Source organism: Mycobacterium sp. 1274756.6 (genome assembly GCF_001668625.1).
Taxonomy (GTDB): Bacteria; Actinomycetota; Actinomycetes; order Mycobacteriales; family Mycobacteriaceae; genus Mycobacterium.
Map to the genome: position 1 here is coordinate 18,350 of NZ_LZLJ01000088.1, position 16,303 is coordinate 34,652.

Annotated in this window: 14 protein-coding genes; 9 read left to right on the plus strand and 5 right to left on the minus strand. The window is 71.0% G+C overall.

The genetic code is table 11. From position 1 onward, the window contains the following. Nucleotides 1-6 precede the first annotated feature (6 nt). On the minus strand, nt 7-198 hold the full coding sequence (locus A5643_RS13500) for a ferredoxin (protein ID WP_066856372.1): 192 nt from the start codon (nt 196-198) through the stop codon (nt 7-9). Between the two features lie 164 nt (nt 199-362). Between A5643_RS13500 and A5643_RS13505 the strand changes: the two genes are divergently transcribed. The 6 genes from A5643_RS13505 (at nt 363) to A5643_RS13530 (ending at nt 8,492) form a co-directional block, all read left to right on the plus strand. Further along, on the plus strand, nt 363-1,541 hold the full coding sequence (locus A5643_RS13505) for an acyl-CoA dehydrogenase (protein WP_066856376.1): 1,179 nt from the start codon (nt 363-365) through the stop codon (nt 1,539-1,541). 27 nt (nt 1,542-1,568) lie between these two features. Further along, entirely contained in the window at nt 1,569-2,666 is a 1,098-nt protein-coding gene (locus A5643_RS13510; RefSeq protein WP_066856379.1) for an acyl-CoA dehydrogenase family protein, read from the plus strand. Between the two features lie 8 nt (nt 2,667-2,674). Further along, nucleotides 2,675-4,171 carry a long-chain-fatty-acid--CoA ligase FadD17 gene (gene fadD17 / locus A5643_RS13515; RefSeq protein WP_066856382.1) on the plus strand — a complete coding sequence of 499 codons (1,497 nt, stop codon included), beginning with the start codon at nt 2,675-2,677 and terminating at the stop codon, nt 4,169-4,171. Between the two features lie 62 nt (nt 4,172-4,233). Further along, complete coding sequence (locus A5643_RS13520; protein WP_066856385.1) at nt 4,234-5,685, plus strand: HNH endonuclease signature motif containing protein; 1,452 nt, start codon at nt 4,234-4,236, stop codon at nt 5,683-5,685. A 27-nt stretch (nt 5,686-5,712) separates the two neighbouring features. Beyond that, nucleotides 5,713-6,879 (plus strand): alpha/beta hydrolase family protein, encoded by a 1,167-nt coding sequence (locus tag A5643_RS13525; protein ID WP_066856389.1) that lies wholly within the window; start codon nt 5,713-5,715, stop codon nt 6,877-6,879. 59 nt (nt 6,880-6,938) lie between these two features. Then, the gene (locus A5643_RS13530; RefSeq protein WP_066856392.1) at nt 6,939-8,492 is read left to right on the plus strand and encodes a succinic semialdehyde dehydrogenase; all 1,554 of its coding nucleotides are present in this window, start codon (nt 6,939-6,941) and stop codon (nt 8,490-8,492) included. Here the strand turns inward: A5643_RS13530 and A5643_RS13535 are convergent. The 3 genes from A5643_RS13535 to A5643_RS13545 are packed head-to-tail and all read right to left on the minus strand — an operon-like array spanning nt 8,489 to nt 12,097. Next, complete coding sequence (locus A5643_RS13535) at nt 8,489-9,301, minus strand: amidohydrolase family protein (protein ID WP_066856395.1); 813 nt, start codon at nt 9,299-9,301, stop codon at nt 8,489-8,491. The two genes, A5643_RS13530 and A5643_RS13535, sit on opposite strands and share 4 nt — an antisense overlap. A gap of 22 nt (nt 9,302-9,323) precedes the next feature. Next, nucleotides 9,324-10,445 carry an NAD(P)H-dependent flavin oxidoreductase gene (locus tag A5643_RS13540; protein ID WP_066856398.1) on the minus strand — a complete coding sequence of 374 codons (1,122 nt, stop codon included), beginning with the start codon at nt 10,443-10,445 and terminating at the stop codon, nt 9,324-9,326. Continuing rightward, entirely contained in the window at nt 10,445-12,097 is a 1,653-nt protein-coding gene (locus tag A5643_RS13545) for an acyl-CoA synthetase (protein WP_066856401.1), read from the minus strand. Before A5643_RS13545 ends, A5643_RS13540 begins: the two co-directional genes overlap by 1 nt. 69 nt (nt 12,098-12,166) lie before the next feature. Here A5643_RS13545 and A5643_RS13550 point away from each other — a divergent pair, with 69 nt between their 5' ends. From A5643_RS13550 to A5643_RS13560, 3 genes are all read left to right on the plus strand, one after another. Next, a complete protein-coding gene (locus A5643_RS13550; protein WP_066856404.1) occupies nt 12,167-12,967 on the plus strand; it encodes a crotonase/enoyl-CoA hydratase family protein in 801 nt (266 codons plus the stop codon). Beyond that, nucleotides 12,967-13,938, plus strand: coding sequence for an NAD-dependent epimerase/dehydratase family protein (locus tag A5643_RS13555; protein ID WP_066856407.1), 972 nt, complete (start codon nt 12,967-12,969; stop codon nt 13,936-13,938). Before A5643_RS13550 ends, A5643_RS13555 begins: the two co-directional genes overlap by 1 nt. A gap of 201 nt (nt 13,939-14,139) precedes the next feature. Beyond that, the gene (locus A5643_RS13560; protein WP_066856410.1) at nt 14,140-15,051 is read left to right on the plus strand and encodes a type IV toxin-antitoxin system AbiEi family antitoxin; all 912 of its coding nucleotides are present in this window, start codon (nt 14,140-14,142) and stop codon (nt 15,049-15,051) included. Nucleotides 15,052-15,095: 44 nt separating this feature from the next. Here the strand turns inward: A5643_RS13560 and A5643_RS13565 are convergent, their stop codons facing one another. After that, on the minus strand, nt 15,096-16,295 hold the full coding sequence (locus A5643_RS13565) for a cytochrome P450 (protein ID WP_066856413.1): 1,200 nt from the start codon (nt 16,293-16,295) through the stop codon (nt 15,096-15,098). Between the last annotated feature and the right edge of the window lie 8 nt (nt 16,296-16,303).

Here is a 16,303-nt window from a genome sequence, read left to right on the forward strand (position 1 = left end):
ATACCTCTAGTCTCGGCGAATCAGGGCGGCCCGGGGACATTCGTCGATCGCCTGCTGGGCGTGGGCTTCCTTGTCCGCGGGGATCGGCGCGATCTTGACATGCGCCTGCTCGTCGTCGTTCAGCTCGAAGATGTCCGGGTCGATTCCAACGCAGATGGCGTTACCCTCGCACCGATCGAGGTCCACTTCCACTCGCATGACTACCTCCTTGCACCGTGTGCCGGACGGGCCCGGGGCTGCGGGCCGCGGCTACAGAATACGGCTTGGACCCTCAGACTAGAACGTGTTACAAGGAAAGGCGAGTGCAGGGCCGTCGCCGGCGACCTGTGGCACCATGCATCGAACCGGAGGTCGACACGCCCATGCGCATTCACTACACCCCTGAGCAGGAAGAGCTGCGCCGGGAACTGCGGTCCTACTTCACCACCCTGATGACCCCGGAGCGCCGCGAGGCGCTCAGCTCCACCCAGGGCGAGTACGGCACCGGCAACGTCTACCGCGAGACCGTCGCCCAGATGGGGACCGACGGCTGGCTGGCGCTGGGCTGGCCGACCGAGTACGGCGGGCAGGCCCGGCCCCCGATGGATCAGCTGATCTTCACCGACGAGGCGGCGATCGCCGGCGCCCCGGTGCCGTTCCTGACCATCAACAGCGTCGCGCCGACGATCATGGCGTTCGGCACCGACGAGCAGAAGAAGTTCTACCTACCCAAGATCGCCTCCGGTGACCTGCATTTCGCGATCGGCTACTCCGAGCCGGAGGCCGGCACCGACCTGGCGGCGCTGCGCACCACCGCGGTGCGCGACGGCGACGACTACGTGGTCAACGGCCAGAAGATGTGGACCTCGCTGATCGCCTACGCCGACTACGTCTGGCTGGCGGTGCGCACCAACCAGGAGGCCAAGAAGCACCGCGGGATCTCGATGCTGATCGTGCCGACCACCGCCGACGGGTTCTCCTGGACCCCGGTGCACACCATGGCCGGCCCGGACACCAGCGCCACCTACTACTCCGACGTGCGGGTGCCGGTGGCCAACCTCGTCGGCGAGGAGAACGGCGGCTGGAAGCTGGTCACCAACCAGCTCAACCACGAACGGGTGGCGCTGGTCTCGGCGCAGCCGATCTTCACCGCGCTCGACGAGGTGCGGCTGTGGGCGCAGCACACCAAGGACGTACACGGCAACCGGCTGATCGACTCGCAGTGGGTGCAGTTGAACCTCGCCCGGGTGCACGCCAAGGCCGAGGTGCTCAAGCTGTACAACTGGGAACTCGCCTCGGCCAAGGACGCCGCGCCGTCGCCGGCCGACGCGTCGGCCGCGAAGGTCTACGGCACCGAACTGGCCACCGAGGCCTACCGGCTGCTGATGGAGGTGCTGGGCACCGCGGCCACCCTGCGCCAGGACTCGCCGGGCGCGCTGCTGCGCGGCCGCGTGGAGCGGATGCACCGGGCGGCGCTGATCCTGACCTTCGGCGGCGGCACCAACGAGGTGCAGCGCGACATCATCGGCATGGTCGCCCTCGGCCTGCCCCGCAGCCGCTGACCCTCTTTCAGGCAAAGGACTCTCACCATGGACTTCACCACCACCGAAGCGGCGCAGGACCTGTCCGGCCTGGTTCGCACCATCGTCGACAGCGTGTGCACCCCGGAACACCAGCGCACCATCGACGGGCTCGACCAGCGGTTCGACCGGGAACTGTGGCGCAAGCTGATCGACTCCGACATCCTCTCGGCGGTCGCCCCGGAATCGTTGGACGGCGGCGGTTTCGGCGTGCTCGAGCAGACCGCGGTGCTCACCGCGCTCGGCCGCCAGCTCGCGGCGGTGCCCTACCTGGAGTCGGTGATCCTCGGCGTGGGGGCGCTGGCGCGGTTCGGCTCCGAAGCGCTGCAACAGGACTGGGCGGCACCGGCGGTGACCGACACCAAGGTGCTCACCGTCGCCCTCGACGCCGACATGGACGAGGCCCCGGTGCGCGCCCGCGGCGGCGATGCCGAGTACACGCTCACCGGCACCCGCACCCAGGTGGGCTACGCCCCTGTCGCCGACGCCTTCCTGGTCGCCGCCGACACCGACTCCGGCGCCCGGGTTTTCCTCATCGACGCCGACACCCCCGGGGTGAGCGTGACCGCGCTGGACACCACCGGCCGGGGCTGCGTCGGGCACCTGGAGCTCACCGAGGTGAACGTCGACGCGTCGCGGCTGGTCGGCGACGAGACCACCGTCTCCTGGCTGACTTCCCGGCGCGCCCTGGGCCGCAGTGCATTTCAACTCGGCGTCCTGGAGCGCGGGCTCGAGTTGACCGCGGAGTACGCCCGTGAGCGCGAGCAGTTCGACCGCCCGATCGGCAGCTTCCAGGCGGTGGCCCAGCGCCTGGCCGACGGCTACATCGACATCAAGGGCCTGCGGCTCACGCTGACCCAGGCGGCCTGGCGGGTGTCGGAGGATCTGCCCGCCGACAACGAGGTGGCCACCGCCGCCTTCTGGGCCGCCGAGGCCGGCCACCGGGTGGCGCACACGATCGTGCACATCCACGGCGGTGTCGGCATCGACACCGACCACCCGGTGCACCGCTACTTCCTGTCCGCCAAGCAGACCGAGTTCGCCCTCGGCAGTGCGACCGGGGCGTTACTGGCGATCGGACGCAACCTGGCCGACAGTCCGGCCTGATCCCGGCCGTGCCCGATCTGACCGTCTCCGCGCTGCTGGCCCCGCTGGCGCAGGTCGACGATCGCGGCGTGTACAGCGGCGACGATTTCATCAGCTGGCGCAACCACATCCAGGCCGGGGCCGACCTCGGGGCCACGCTGCGGGCGCGGCTGGATCCGGCCAAGCCACCGCACGTCGGTGTGCTGCTGGGCAACACGCCGGTGTTCTCCGCGCTGCTGGTAGCCGCCGCGCACTGCGGCCTGGTCCCGGTCGGGCTCAATCCCACCCGCCGCGGCGCCGCCCTCGCCCGCGACATCGAGCACGCCGACTGCCAGTTGGTGCTGACCGACAACACCGCCGGGGTGTCGGTACCCGGCGCGATCGACGTGACATCTCCCGACTGGGCGGCGGAGGTGGCGTCTCATTCCGGGGAGCCGGTCGACTTCCCGACCGCCGATCCCGACGACCTGTTCATGCTTATCTTCACCTCCGGCACCAGCGGCGACCCGAAGGCGGTGCGCTGCACGCACTGGAAGGTGGCCCATCCGGGCCGGCTGCTGGCCGGGCGCTTCGGGCTCGGCCCGGCCGACACCTGCTACCTGGCGATGCCGCTGTTCCACTCCAACGCGATCATGGCCGGCTGGGCGCCGGCGGTGTGCGCCGGCGCGTCGATCGCGTTGCGCCGCAAGTTCTCCGCCTCCGGCTTCCTGCCCGACGTGCGCCGCTACAACGTCACCTACGCCAACTACGTCGGCAAACCGCTCTCCTACATCCTGGCGACTCCCGAAGCCGCCGACGACGCCGACAACCCGCTGAGGCTGATGTACGGCAACGAGGGCGCGGCCCGAGACATCGCCCGGTTCGCCGAGCGGTTCGACGTCACCGTCGTCGACGGCTTCGGCTCCTCCGAGGGCGGGGTGAGCATCGCGCGCACCCCCGACACCCCGCCGGGCGCGCTGGGTCCGCTGGCCGACGGGGTGAGCATCGTCGACGTCGACACCGGCGCGGAATGCCCGCCGGGCGTGGTGGGTGAGCTGGTGAACACCGCGGGCGCCGGGCAGTTCGGCGGCTACTACAACGATCCCGACGCCGAGGCGGAACGGATGGCCGGCGGGATCTACCACAGCGGCGACCTCGCCTACCGCGACGAGGCCGGCTTCGCTTACTTCGCCGGTCGCCTCGGCGACTGGATGCGCGTCGACGGGGAGAATCTGGGCACCGCGCCCATCGAGCGGGTGCTGTTGCGCTACGACGGCGTCATCGAGGCCGCCGTCTACCCGATCCCGGATCCCGCGGTCGGCGACCGGGTGATGGCGGCGCTGGTCCTCGCCCCCGGCGCGGAGTTCGACCCGGGCGCCTTCCGCGACTTCCTGGCCGCCCAATCCGACCTCGGCCCCAAGCAGTGGCCGTCGGTGGTGCGGGTGGCCCGCGACCTGCCGCGCACCGAGACGTTCAAGGTGATCAAGCGGGCGCTGAGCGCCGAGGGCACCGACTGCCCCGACCCGGTCTTCGGCATCGAACGCTAGCGGCACTATTCCGGGCTGCGCACTTGCGGCGCGTGTCCGGGTTGCCCGCTACAATCGAAAGTATGTTCGAGTATTGCTGGACGGAGACGCCGGCGACCACCGCGCTGCTGGACCGCATCACCGCCGCCGCGCGGGCGGAGAACCGCGCGGCCGGCGAGCGGCTCGTCGCGATCGGCCGACTCGACACCCTGCGTGCCCGCGAGCACGCCGCCGAGGAGAAATGGTCGATCGACACCTATGAGGCGGTCTCCGCCGAGGTCGCCGCGGCCCTGGGCATCGGCCACCGGCTGGCCGGCAGCTACCTGGAGTACGCCCGCGACCTGCGCGACCGGCTGCCCAAGGTGGGCGCGCTGCTGCTGGCCGGCGACATCAGCGACTCCACCTTCCGCACCATCAGCTACCGCACCGGCCTCGTCAACGACGCCGAGGCGCTGGCCACCGTGGACGCCGCCGTGGCGGCGCGGGCCGCGCGCTGGCCCGCGCTGAGCCAGTCCCGACTGGCCGGACACATCGACCGGATCATCGCCCGCGTCGACCGCGACGCGGTCCGCAAGCGCCGCGAGGTGCTGGCCGGACGGGAGGTCACCACCTTCGACCTGCTGGGCGGGCTGACCGAGGTGCGCGGCCGGCTCATCACCGCCGACGCCCGCGCGGTGGACGCCCGCCTGGATGCGCTGGCCGACACCGTCTGCGAAGAGGACCCGCGCACCCGCCAGCAGCGGCGCGCCGACGCGCTGGGAGCCCTCGCCGCGGGCGCCGAGCGGCTCACCTGCCTGTGCCGGCGCGCCGACTGCGCCGCGGCGAACAAACCGGCGCCCCGGCCGGTGGTCATCCACGTCGTCGCCGATCAGCAGGCCCTGAACGGCGAGCAGGACTCGTCGGCATCGCTGCTGAACGCCGACGGGCTCATCCCGCCCGAACTACTCGTCGAGCTGGCCGCCTCCGCCCGGCTGCGCCCGCTGATCCATCCCGTCGATGCGCCGCCGGAGAAGGGCTACACGCCGTCGCGCGCGCTGGCGGAATTCATCCGGTGCCGCGACCTGACCTGCCGGTTCCCCGACTGCGACGAACCGGCCCTGTGCTGCGACATCGACCACACCGTCCCGTTCGGTGCCGGCGGCCGCACCCACGCCTCCAATTGCAAACTGCTGTGCCGAAAACACCACTTGCTCAAGACTTTCCTGCGCTGGCGCGACAAACAGCTACCTGACGGCACGGTGATCTGGACTGCCCCGTCCGGCCACACCTACGTCACCCTGCCGGGCAGCACGCTGCTGTTCCCCAGCCTGTGCGCGCCCACCGGCGATCTGGAACCACCCGACCCGGAGCGGGCCCGCCAATGCACCAACCGCACCGCGCTGATGCCCACTCGGAGGCGCACTCGCGCCGCCGCTCACGCCCGTTACGTCACCGCCGAGCGCCGGCGGAACCGCAACGCCCGGCTGGCCCGGCAGGCCGAGATGATCGCCGCGGACTCCTCCCCGCCCGCCGACGACGATCCACCCCCGTTCTGACACCGGGCCGCCGGTAGCCTCCGGGCTATGCGACTGATGACCACCCTGGGCACCGCGCTGGTGCTGCTGGCCGCCGGCTGCACCGCCTCCGATCGCGGCACCGACGCCGCCCCGGACCCCGGCACCACCCCCGCGGCAGGCACGCTGCTCACCGCCCGGCCGCTGGCCGGCACGGCCGCGTTGCCCAGCGCGGCAAGCACCCGGGCGATCAGCTATGTCTCCGAGGCCCCCGATGGCGCTGCCTCGGTGGTCTCCGGGACGGTGTCGGTGCCGCGCGGTGAGCCGCCCGCCGCGGGCTGGCCGGTGATCAGCTGGGCGCACGGCACCACCGGCTACGCCCCGGTCTGCGCCCCGTCGCTGGACTTCGACACCGGCCCCGCCCACGGCTACCTCGAGGTGGTGCAGCCGAGCCTGGACCACTGGGTGGCGGCCGGCTACGCGGTGGTGCAGACCGATTACCAGGGGCTGGGCGGCCCGGGGCCCGCCCCGTACATCAACGGTGCCAGCGAGGCCGCCAACGTCGTCGACATCGTGCGCGCGGCGCGCCAACTCGACGAGTCCCTCAGCACCACCTGGGCGGCGATCGGCCACAGCCAGGGCGGCCAGGCGGCCCTGTTCACCGCGGCCAGCGCCGCCGACCGGGCGCCCGAGCTGGACCTGACGGCCGCGGTCGCGATCGCGCCGGGATCGGGCTTCACCGGCGTCGTCGGGGACGCCGCCGCGTTGGATCCGGCGCTGCAGCCGTTCCTGCCGCTGGTCATGCTCGGGGCCGCGGCGGCCGATCCCGGCATCGTCCCGGAGCACCTCGTCGGCGAGCAGTTCCGGCCGTTCCTCGACGCCGCCCGCACCCAGTGCCTCGACCAGCTGCGCACCCTGCCCGCGGTCCCGGCCGACGCCGTCCTGTCCCCCGGCGCGGACACCGGCCGGCTCACCGACTACCTCGCCAGCCAGGACCCGGCCACCGTCCGCCCGCAGGTGCCGGTGCTGATCGCGCAGGGCTCCGCCGACGTCACGGTCACCCCGCAACTCACCGATGCCCTGGTCGACTCCTACTGCGCCGACGGCATCACCGTGGACTACCGCAGCTACCCCGGCGCCGACCACCGGCGCAGCATCGCCGCCTCGCTCGCCGACACCGAGAAGTTCGTCGCCGCCATGATCGAGGGGCAGACGCCGCCGCAGAGCTGCGAGTAGGTTGAAGGCACCGAAGTTTGAAGGAATGCCCAACCACCTCTGAGGAGGAGTGATCCGCCATGCCCGCTCCCTCGGCCGCCGAGTTCGACCGGCTGCGCCGCCTCGTCGCCATCGATGACGTCGACGCCCGCCAGTCCCGCACCATCAACGAGGTCTTCACCGGTAAAGAGCTGACCACGATCCCGGTCGGCACCGCCGAGGACGTGACCGCGGCCTTCGCCAAAGCCCGTGCCGCCCAAGCCAAGTGGGTGAAGCGGCCGGTCAAGGACCGCGCGGCGATCATGGAGCGCTACCGCGACCTGCTGATCGCCAACCGGGACTTCCTGATGGACGTGGCCCAGGCCGAGACCGGCAAGTCCCGGGCCGCCGCGCAGGAAGAGATCGTCGACATGATGCTCAACGCGCGGTACTACGCGCGGCACGCCCCCAAGCTGCTCAAACCCACCCGGGTGCAGGGCCTGCTGCCCGGCGTGGTCAAGACCGTCGTCCACCACCAGCCCAAGGGCGTGGTCGGAGTCATCTCGCCGTGGAACTACCCGATGACGCTGTCGATCTCCGACGCGATCCCGGCACTGCTCGCCGGCAACGCCGTGGTGGTCAAACCCGACAGCCAAACCCCCTACTGCACGCTGGCCAACGCCGAACTGCTGTACCAGGCCGGCCTGCCGCGTGAGGTGTTCGCGGTGGTGCCCGGGCCCGGCTCGGTGGTGGGCACCGCCATCGTGGAGAACTGCGACTACCTGATGTTCACCGGGTCCAGCGCCACCGGACGCACCCTGGCCGAGCAGTGCGGCCGGCGACTGATCGGCTTCTCCGCCGAACTCGGCGGGAAGAACCCGATGATCGTCACCGAGGGCGCCAACCTCTCCGAGGTCGCCAAGGCCGCGACCCGGGCCTGCTTCTCCAACGCCGGGCAGCTGTGCATCTCGGTCGAACGGATCTACGTCGAGAAGCCCATCGTCGAGGAGTTCACCGCCAAGTTCACCGAGCAGGTGCGGGCGATGAAACTGGGTCCGGGCTACGACTTCTCCACCGACATGGGCAGCCTGATCTCCGAGGATCAGCTCAAGACCGTCTCCGGGCACGTCGACGACGCCAAGGTCAAGGGCGCCACCGTCCTCGCCGGTGGCAACCCGCGTCCCGACCTGGGCCCGCTGTTCTTCGAACCGACCGTGCTCGCCGATGTCAACGACGAGATGGAGTGCGGGCGCAACGAGACGTTCGGCCCGGTGGTGGCGATCTACCCCGTCGACAGCGTCGAGGAGGCGATCGAGAAGGCCAACGACACCGAGTACGGCCTCAACGCCAGCGTCTGGGCGGCGAGCAAGGCCGACGGCGAGGCGATCGCCGCGCGGATCAACGCCGGCACGGTCAACGTCGACGAGGGGTACGCGCTGACGTTCGGCTCCACCGCCGCGCCGATGGGCGGCATGAAGGCGTCCGGGGTGGGCCGTCGCCACGGACCGGACGGGCTGCTCAAATACACCGAGCCGCAGACCATCTCCACCGCGCGGGTGCTCAACCTCGACCCGCCGCTGGGGATTTCGCCGACCTTCTGGCAGAAGGCGTTCACCCCGATGATCCGGGTCGTGCAGAAGCTGCCCGGTCGCTAGAACCCGAAGACCCGGGCGGCGTTGCCGCGCAGGTAGTCGGCCCGCGCGTCGGCGGTGAGGCCCAGCTCGTCGAGACCGGCGAGTGCCCGCTGGTGGCTGATCATCGGGTAGTTGGTGCCGAAGAGCACCTTGCGCCGCCCGGTGCCGGTCTTCATGAACCTGACCAGCTCCTCGGGCAGCCGGCGGGTGGTGTAGGCCGAGGTGTCGATGTAGACGTTGGGGTGCTTGCGGGCCACCGCGACCATCTCCTCGGTCCACGGATAGCCGACGTGCCCGCAGACGATCACCAGCTCGGGGAAGTCCAGCGCCACCTGGTCGATGTAGGGGATCGGGCGGCCGGTCTCCGAGGGCCGCAGCGGGCCGGTGTGGCCGACCTGGGTGCAGAACGGCACCCCCAGCTGCACGCACTCGGCGAACAGTGGGTAGTAGCGCCGGTCGGTGGGCGGCGCGTTCCACAGCCACGGCACCACCCGTAGCCCGACGAACCCGTCGTCGCGCACCCGGCGGCGCAGTTCGCGCACCGCGACCATCGGCCGGTCCAGGTCCACGCTGGCGATCCCGGCGAAGCGGGTCGGGTACCGGGCGACCCAGCCGGCGACCTCGTCGTTGGCGACCAGCTCGCCGCGCGGCCCCCACCACGCGCTGAGCAGGCCGCGCTCGACGTTGCCCGCGTCCATCGCCGCGACCGTGGATTCGAGCGGGACCTCGGCGTCGGGGATCGCGTCGCCGGTCCAGCGGCGCAACGACGCCAGCATGTCGTCGGCGAGGAACCGGCGGGTCGGGTGCTGCATCCACACGTCGATGGTCATCGCGTGCTCAGCCTAAACCCGCTCAGCCGTCCCGGATGTCGTCCAGGCGCCGGGTCGCGGCCTCGAAACCGGCGACCAGGTCGGCGATGATGTCGGCGGCCGGCCGGATCTCGTTCATCCGCCCGACGATCTGGCCGACCGGCATCGCGACCGCGGTGGGGTCGCTGGACTCGCTCATCCGCTGGTGGGCCTCGCCGACCAGGATGTTCTGCAGCGGCATCGGCAGCGGGTCGGGCGCCTCGGGGGCGTCCCAGGCGTCGGTCCAGCGGCTCTTGAGCAGCCGGGCCGGCTTGCCGGAGTAGATGCGCCGGCGCACCGTGTCGCTGGAGGTGGCGGCCAGCAGCGCCTGCTGGATCACCGAGGCACCGGACGAGCCGCGCGCCCCCAGGTCGTATTCGGCGGCGGTCAGAAACGCCGAGCCCATCCAGACCCCGGAGGCGCCCAGCGCCAGGGCGGCCGCGATCTGTCGTCCGGACCCGATGCCGCCCGCGGCGAGCACCGGGGCCCGGTCGCCCACCGCGTCGACGATCTCCGGCCACAGCACCACCGAGCCGATCTCGCCGGTGTGCCCGCCGGCCTCATGCCCCTGGGCGACCACGATGTCCACCCCGTTGTCGACGTGTCGGCGGGCGTGGTCGGCGTGCCCGGCCAGCGCGGCGACCGGCACCCCGGCCGCGTGCGCCTGCTCGATGACGTCGGTCGGCGGGGAGCCCAACGCGTTGGCGATCAGCGCGATCCGGTGCCGCAGCGCGACCTCGACGTGGGAGCGGGCCACCGAGTGCAGCCAGCCCAGCACCCCGGCGGAGGACCCGGCCTCCCCGGACAGCGGCGGCACCCCGAGGTCGGTCAGCGTCTTGTCGACGAACTCGCGGTGCGCGGCCGGGATGAGTTTGTCGATGTCGACCGCGCTGCCCTCGGTGGGCACCTTCGCCGGCATCACCACGTCGACCCCGTAGGGCCGCCCGTCGGTGTTCTCGTCCATCCAGGTCAGCACCGACTCGAGTTCGTCGGGCTCGTTGAACCGGACGCAGCCCAGCACCCCGAGCCCGCCGGCCCGGCTGACCGCGGCGGCCACCTTCTCCGAGGGCGTGAAGACGAAGATCGGGTAGTCGACCCCGAACTTGTCGCACAGTTCGGTGCGCATCAGCTACCGGCCGCGGCGTGTTTGGCGTGGACTTCGTCGGCGGGGCGGGCCTCGGTCTGCTCCTTGGCCCAGCGGTAGTCCGGCTTGCCGGCCGGGGAGCGCTTCACCTCGTCGACGTACCAGAGGCTGCGCGGCACCTTGTACCCGGCGATCTCGGAGCGGACGAAGGTGTCCAGGTCGGCCAGGGTGGGCCGGGCGCCGGGACGGGCCTGCACCACCGCGGCCACGTGCTGGCCGTAGCGCGGGTCGGGCACCCCGACCACGAGGGCGTCGAACACGTCGGGGTGGCCCTTGAGCGCCGCCTCGACCTCCTCGGGGTAGATCTTCTCGCCGCCGGAGTTGATCGACACCGAGCCGCGGCCCAGCATCGTCACCGTGCCGTCGGCCTCGACCTGCGCGTAGTCGCCTGGGATGGCGTAGCGCACGCCGTTGATGGTGCGGAAGGTCTCGGCGGTCTTCTTCTCGTCCTTGTAGTAGCCGACCGGGATGTGGCCGCGCTTGGCGATGATGCCGCGCACCCCCGACCCGGGCTGCACCTCGTTGCCGTCGTCGTCGAGCACCACGGTGTTCTTGTCGATGGTGACCCGCGGGCCGCCGGTGTGCTCTTGGCCCTTGGCGACGATGCTGGTGCCGCCGAAGCCGGTCTCGCTGGACCCGATGGAGTCGGTGATGATCCGGTTGGGCAGCAACTCCAGCAGCTTCTCCTTGATGCTGGGCGAGAACAGCGCGGCGGTGGAGGCCAGCAGGAACAGCGAGGACAGGTCGTAGTCCTCGCCGCGCTCCCGGGCGGCCAGCAGCGCGTCCAGCAGCGGGCGGCCCATCGCGTCGCCGGTGAAGAACAGCAGGTTGACCTTGTGGTCGTGGATGGCCCGCCACACCGCGTCGGGGTCGAACTCCGGTGCCAGCACCACGGTCTGCCCGGAGAACAGCGACATCCAGGTGGCCGACTGGGTGGCGCCGTGGATCATCGGCGGGATCGGGTAGCGGATCATCGGCGGGTTGGCGGCGGCGGCCTTGGACAGGTCGTATTCGTCGGCGACCGGCTCGCCGGTGGCGAAGTCGGTGCCGCCGAACAGCACCCGGTAGATGTCCTCGTGGCGCCACATCACGCCCTTGGGGAACCCGGTGGTGCCGCCGGTGTAGAGCAGGTAGATGTCGTCTTCGCTGCGCTCACCGAAGTCGCGCTCCGGGGAGCCCTCGGCGAGGGCGGCCTCGAACTCGACCCCGCCGTAGCGCTGGTAGTCGGCGTCGGAGCCGTCCTCGACGACCAGCACGGTTTTGACGTTCGGGGTCTCGGGCAGCACGTTGGCGACCCGGTCGGCGTACTGGCGCTCGTGCACCAGCGCGACCATGTCGGAGTTGTCGAACAGGTAGCGCAGTTCGCCTTCGACGTAGCGGAAGTTGACGTTGACCAGGATCGCGCCGGCCTTGACGATGCCGAGCATGGCGACCACGATCTCGATGCGGTTGCGGCAGTACAGCCCGACCTTGTCGTCCTTCTTGACGCCCCGGTCGATCAGGTAGTGGGCCAGCCGGTTGGCCTTCTCCTCCAGCTGCGCGTAGGTCAGCTGCTCGTCACCGCAGATCAAAGCGACCCGGTCGGGGACGGCGTCGATGGTGTGTTCGGCCAGATCGGCAATGTTGAGAGCCACGACACACAAACTAGAACGTGTTACATTTCCTTTCAAGTTTGACCCCGAACGGCACAGGAAGGCGGCACCGTGGGCGAGGCGGCACAACAGCCACATGCGCTGGTCGAGCAGCGTGGACACACCCTGATCGTCACGCTGAACCGCCCCGAAGCCCGCAACGCCCTGTCGTCCGAGATGCTCTCGATCATGGTCGAGGCCTGGGACCGGGTCGACGCCGACGACGACATCCGCAGCTGCATCCTCACCGGCGCCGGCGGCTACTTCTGCGCCGGCATGGACCTCAAGACCGCCACCAAGAAACCGCCGGGCGACTCGTTCAAGGACGGCAGCTACGACCCGTCGCGCATCGACGCGCTGCTCAAGGGCCGGCGGCTGACCAAGCCGCTGATCGCCGCCGTCGAGGGCCCGGCGATCGCCGGCGGGACCGAGATCCTGCAGGGCACCGACATCCGGGTGGCCGGCGAGAGCGCCAAGTTCGGCATCTCCGAGGCCCGCTGGAGCCTGTACCCGATGGGCGGCTCCGCGGTGCGCCTGGTCCGCCAGATCCCCTACACCCTGGCCGCCGACCTGCTGCTCACCGGCCGGCACATCACCGCGACCGAGGCCCGCGAGATGGGCCTGATCGGCTACGTCGTGCCCGACGGCGACGCGCTGACCAAGGCGCTTCAGATCGCCGAGGCGATCAACACCAACGGCCCGCTGGCGGTGCGGGCGCTGCTGCGCACGATCCGCGAGACCGAGGGCATGCCGGAGAACGAGGCGTTCCAGCTCGACACCAAGATCGGCATCGAGGTGTTCTTGAGCGAGGACGCCAAGGAGGGCCCGCGGGCCTTCGCCGAGAAGCGCGCCCCGCAGTTCAAGAACCGCTGATGCTGATCGCGGTCACCGGCGGGACCGGCTACATCGGGGCGCACACCGTGCGCGCCCTGCTGGAGGCCGGCCATGCGGTGCGGTTGCTGGTGGCGCCGGGCTGCGCCGACGAACCGGTCATCCCCCGGCTGCGCGAGCTGGGCGAGCTGACCACCCTCGACGGCGACATCCGCACCAAGGACACCGTCGCCGAACTGCTCGACGGGGCGGATGCGGTGCTGCACGGCGCCGGGATCGTCGGCACCGACAACCGGCGCGAGAAGCTGATGTGGGAGGTCAACGCCCACGCCGGGGAGATGATCCTGACCTGCGCGGCCGAGGAAGGCCTGGACCCGATCGTCTCGGTGAGCAGCTACAGCACCATGTTCCCGCCGCCGGACGGGGTGATCGGCCCGGACTCGCCCGTCGTGCCCGGCCGCAGCGCCTACGCCCGCACCAAGGCCTACGCCGAGCGGGTGGCCCGGGAGTTGCAGGGCGAGGGCGCCCCGGTCGTCATCACCTACCCGTCGAGCGTGGTCGGCCCGGCGTTTTTCACCGCGCCCGGGGTCACCGAGCAGGGTTGGGAGCCGATCGTGCGGTTCGGGGTGGCGCCGCGGATGCGCGGCGGCATGCAGATGGTCGACGTGCGCGACGTCGCCGAGGTGCACACCCGGGTGATGGCCCCGGGTCGTGGTCCGCACCGCTACGTCTGCGGCGGGGTGATGGTGAGCTTCGACGAGATGATCACGGCGGTGCAGGCGGGGCTGGGGAAGCCGATCCGCCGGTTCCCGCTCCCGCCGTCGGCCTTCCGGGCGGTCGGGCGAGCCGCCGACGCGGTGGGAGCCTTCCTCCCGCTCGGCGCCGGCCTCACCTACGAGGCGGCGTGGCTGCTCACCGAGGGGACTCCCACCGACGACACTTCCACGCTTGCCGACCTGGGGATGACGTGGCGCTCGCCCACCGCGGCGATCACCGAGTCGTTCCGCGGCTGAGCGCCCTTCCTCTCCCGTTCCGCGTCCCCGCTCCCCGCGCCGTGCCCCCATCACGCCGAACGTGCACTCCCTGCGAGCTTTTCGCGATTTTTTCGCAGCCTGTGCACGCTGGGTGACCCGGCGGGGCGAAGTCCGGGCGGAGTCCGGGCCATTGTCGGTGCGGGGCGGGCCGTTGTCGGTGCCGGACGGCAGACTCCGGCCATGGCGCAACCCTTCATCGGCAGTGAGGCCCTCGCAGCGGGGAGACTGACGCCCTATCAACTGCGGAGCCGGTTCGTCGCCGTCCATCCCGATGTGTACCTGCCGCGCGGGGTCCAGGTGAACGCAGCGCTGCGCGCCAAAGCTGCCTGGTTGTGGTCGCGACGCCGCGGCGTGGTCGCCGGGAGTTCGGCGGCGACGCTCCACGGCGCCCGGTGGGTGGACGACCACGCTCCGGCGGTGCTGCTGTACGACTACCGGCGCCCACCTCCCGGTGTCGTCACCTGGTCGGACCACCTCGGCGACGACGAGGTGCAGACCGTGGCAGGGATTCCCGTGACCACCGCGGAACGGACCGCACTGGATTTGGCCTGCCGCCTCCCCACCGAAACGGCCGTCGCGCAGATCGATGCGCTGGCCAACGCGACGAAGCTCGTCCCCGCCCACGCCGCACTCCTCGCCGAGCGCCACCCCGGGCGGCGCGGGATCCGGCGCGCTCGGGTTTCCCTCGGGCTGGTCGACGCGGGTGCCGAATCACCACGCGAGAGTTGGCTGCGCCTGCTGTTGATCCGGGCCGGTTTCCCCCGACCACAGACCCAGATTCCCGTCTACGACCGCTACGGGCAGCTCGTGGCCGTCGTCGACGTGGGGTGGGAGGAGATCCGGGTGGGGGTCGACTACGAGGGTGAGCATCACCGGCTCAGCAGCAACCGGTTCAACCGCGACATCCGCCGCCAGGAGGCCCTCACCGAGTTGGGCTGGGTCGACGTGCGGGTGACGGTCGAGGACTGTGAGGGCGGGATCGTCGCTCGGGTGGCCCGGGCGTGGGAGCGTCAGACCGGACAACCCGCACCCAACGTGCACGCACTGCGAAATTCTCGCGATTTTTTCGCAGCCCGTGCACGCTCGGCGTGAGGGGTGGACCCCGGGAGCGGGCGCCTGGGAGCGGCCGAGACCGGCTAACGCAGCACCGGAGCGGTGGGGGTGAACACCACCGGCATGGCCTCGGGGCCGACGACGAAGTTGGCCCGGCGCAGCGGTAACGGGTCGTCGGAGGCCAGCCGCAGGTCGGGCAGGCGCTGCAGCACCCGCCGGGTCATCATCGCCAGCTCCAGCCGGGCCAGCTGGTTGCCCAGGCAGAAGTGGGTGCCGAACCCGAACGCGAGATGACTGTTGGGGTCGCGGGTGATGTCGAAGCGCTCCGGGTCGTCGAAGACGGTCTCGTCGAAGTTGGCGGACTCGAACAGCAGCAGGATCTTCTCGCCCTCGTGCAGCTGGGTGCCGTGGTACTCGATGTCGCGGGTGAGGGTGCGGGCCATGTTCTTCACCGGGGTGGTCCAGCGCAGCATCTCCTCGATGGCCGACGGCAACAGCTCCAGATCATCGCGCAGCCGCTCCCACTGCTCGCGGTTGCGCAGCAGCGCCTCGACGCCGCCGGACAGGGTGTGGCGGGTGGTCTCGTCGCCGCCGATGAGGATCAGCAGGGTCTCGGAGACGATCTGCTCGTCGGTGAGCCGGTCCCCGTCGACCTCGGCGTGCACCAGCACGCTGGTCAGGTCGTCGGTGGGGTTGGCCCGCCGCTCGGCGATCGTCTTCATGGAGAACTCGGTGTAGGCGAGGTTGGCGTCGATCGAGGCCTGCCAGTCGGCCTCCTCCACCGTCGAGGACAGCGCGCACACCAGGTCGTCGGACCATTTCAGCAGCGTGCCGCGGTCCTGCGGCGCCACCCCGAGCATGTCGCCGATCACCGCCATCGGCAGCGGCGCGGCGATGTCGCGGACGAAGTCGCACTCGCCGCGTTCGCAGACGGCGTCGATGAGGGTGTCGCACAGTTCGGCGATCGGCGGCCGTTTGGCGTGCACCTGTTTGCGGGTGAACCCGGCGTTGACCAGCTTGCGGCGCATCAGGTGCTCGGGGTCGTCCATGTCGATCATGTGCGGCAGCGCCGGGATGCCCGGCCGGATCCCGCCGGCGTTGGAGAACACCTCCGGGGTGCGTTCGGCCTCGATCACCGCCTGGTAGGTCGACGCCGCCGCCAAGCCCTTGCGGTCCCGGAACACCGGCTGGTTGGCGCGCATCCAGCTGTAGGCCGCGCGCACCGATCCGTCCGCATACCCCGTGCCGTCGGTCAGGTCGATGTCGGGCACGGTGGTGGTCATCGCTTACC

What these genes read in the sequence shown, in the direction of transcription:
- A5643_RS13500 (WP_066856372.1), bottom strand. Translation starts at nt 198, where the DNA reads ATGCGAGTGGAAGTGGACCTCGATCGGTGCGAGGGTAACGCCATCTGC.
- A5643_RS13505 (WP_066856376.1), top strand. Translation starts at nt 363, where the DNA reads ATGCGCATTCACTACACCCCTGAGCAGGAAGAGCTGCGCCGGGAACTG.
- A5643_RS13510 (WP_066856379.1), top strand. Translation starts at nt 1,569, where the DNA reads ATGGACTTCACCACCACCGAAGCGGCGCAGGACCTGTCCGGCCTGGTT.
- A5643_RS13520 (WP_066856385.1), top strand. Translation starts at nt 4,234, where the DNA reads ATGTTCGAGTATTGCTGGACGGAGACGCCGGCGACCACCGCGCTGCTG.
- A5643_RS13525 (WP_066856389.1), top strand. Translation starts at nt 5,713, where the DNA reads ATGCGACTGATGACCACCCTGGGCACCGCGCTGGTGCTGCTGGCCGCC.
- A5643_RS13530 (WP_066856392.1), top strand. Translation starts at nt 6,939, where the DNA reads ATGCCCGCTCCCTCGGCCGCCGAGTTCGACCGGCTGCGCCGCCTCGTC.
- A5643_RS13535 (WP_066856395.1), bottom strand. Translation starts at nt 9,301, where the DNA reads ATGACCATCGACGTGTGGATGCAGCACCCGACCCGCCGGTTCCTCGCC.
- A5643_RS13540 (WP_066856398.1), bottom strand. Translation starts at nt 10,445, where the DNA reads ATGCGCACCGAACTGTGCGACAAGTTCGGGGTCGACTACCCGATCTTC.
- A5643_RS13555 (WP_066856407.1), top strand. Translation starts at nt 12,967, where the DNA reads ATGCTGATCGCGGTCACCGGCGGGACCGGCTACATCGGGGCGCACACC.
- A5643_RS13560 (WP_066856410.1), top strand. Translation starts at nt 14,140, where the DNA reads ATGGCGCAACCCTTCATCGGCAGTGAGGCCCTCGCAGCGGGGAGACTG.
- A5643_RS13565 (WP_066856413.1), bottom strand. Translation starts at nt 16,295, where the DNA reads ATGACCACCACCGTGCCCGACATCGACCTGACCGACGGCACGGGGTAT.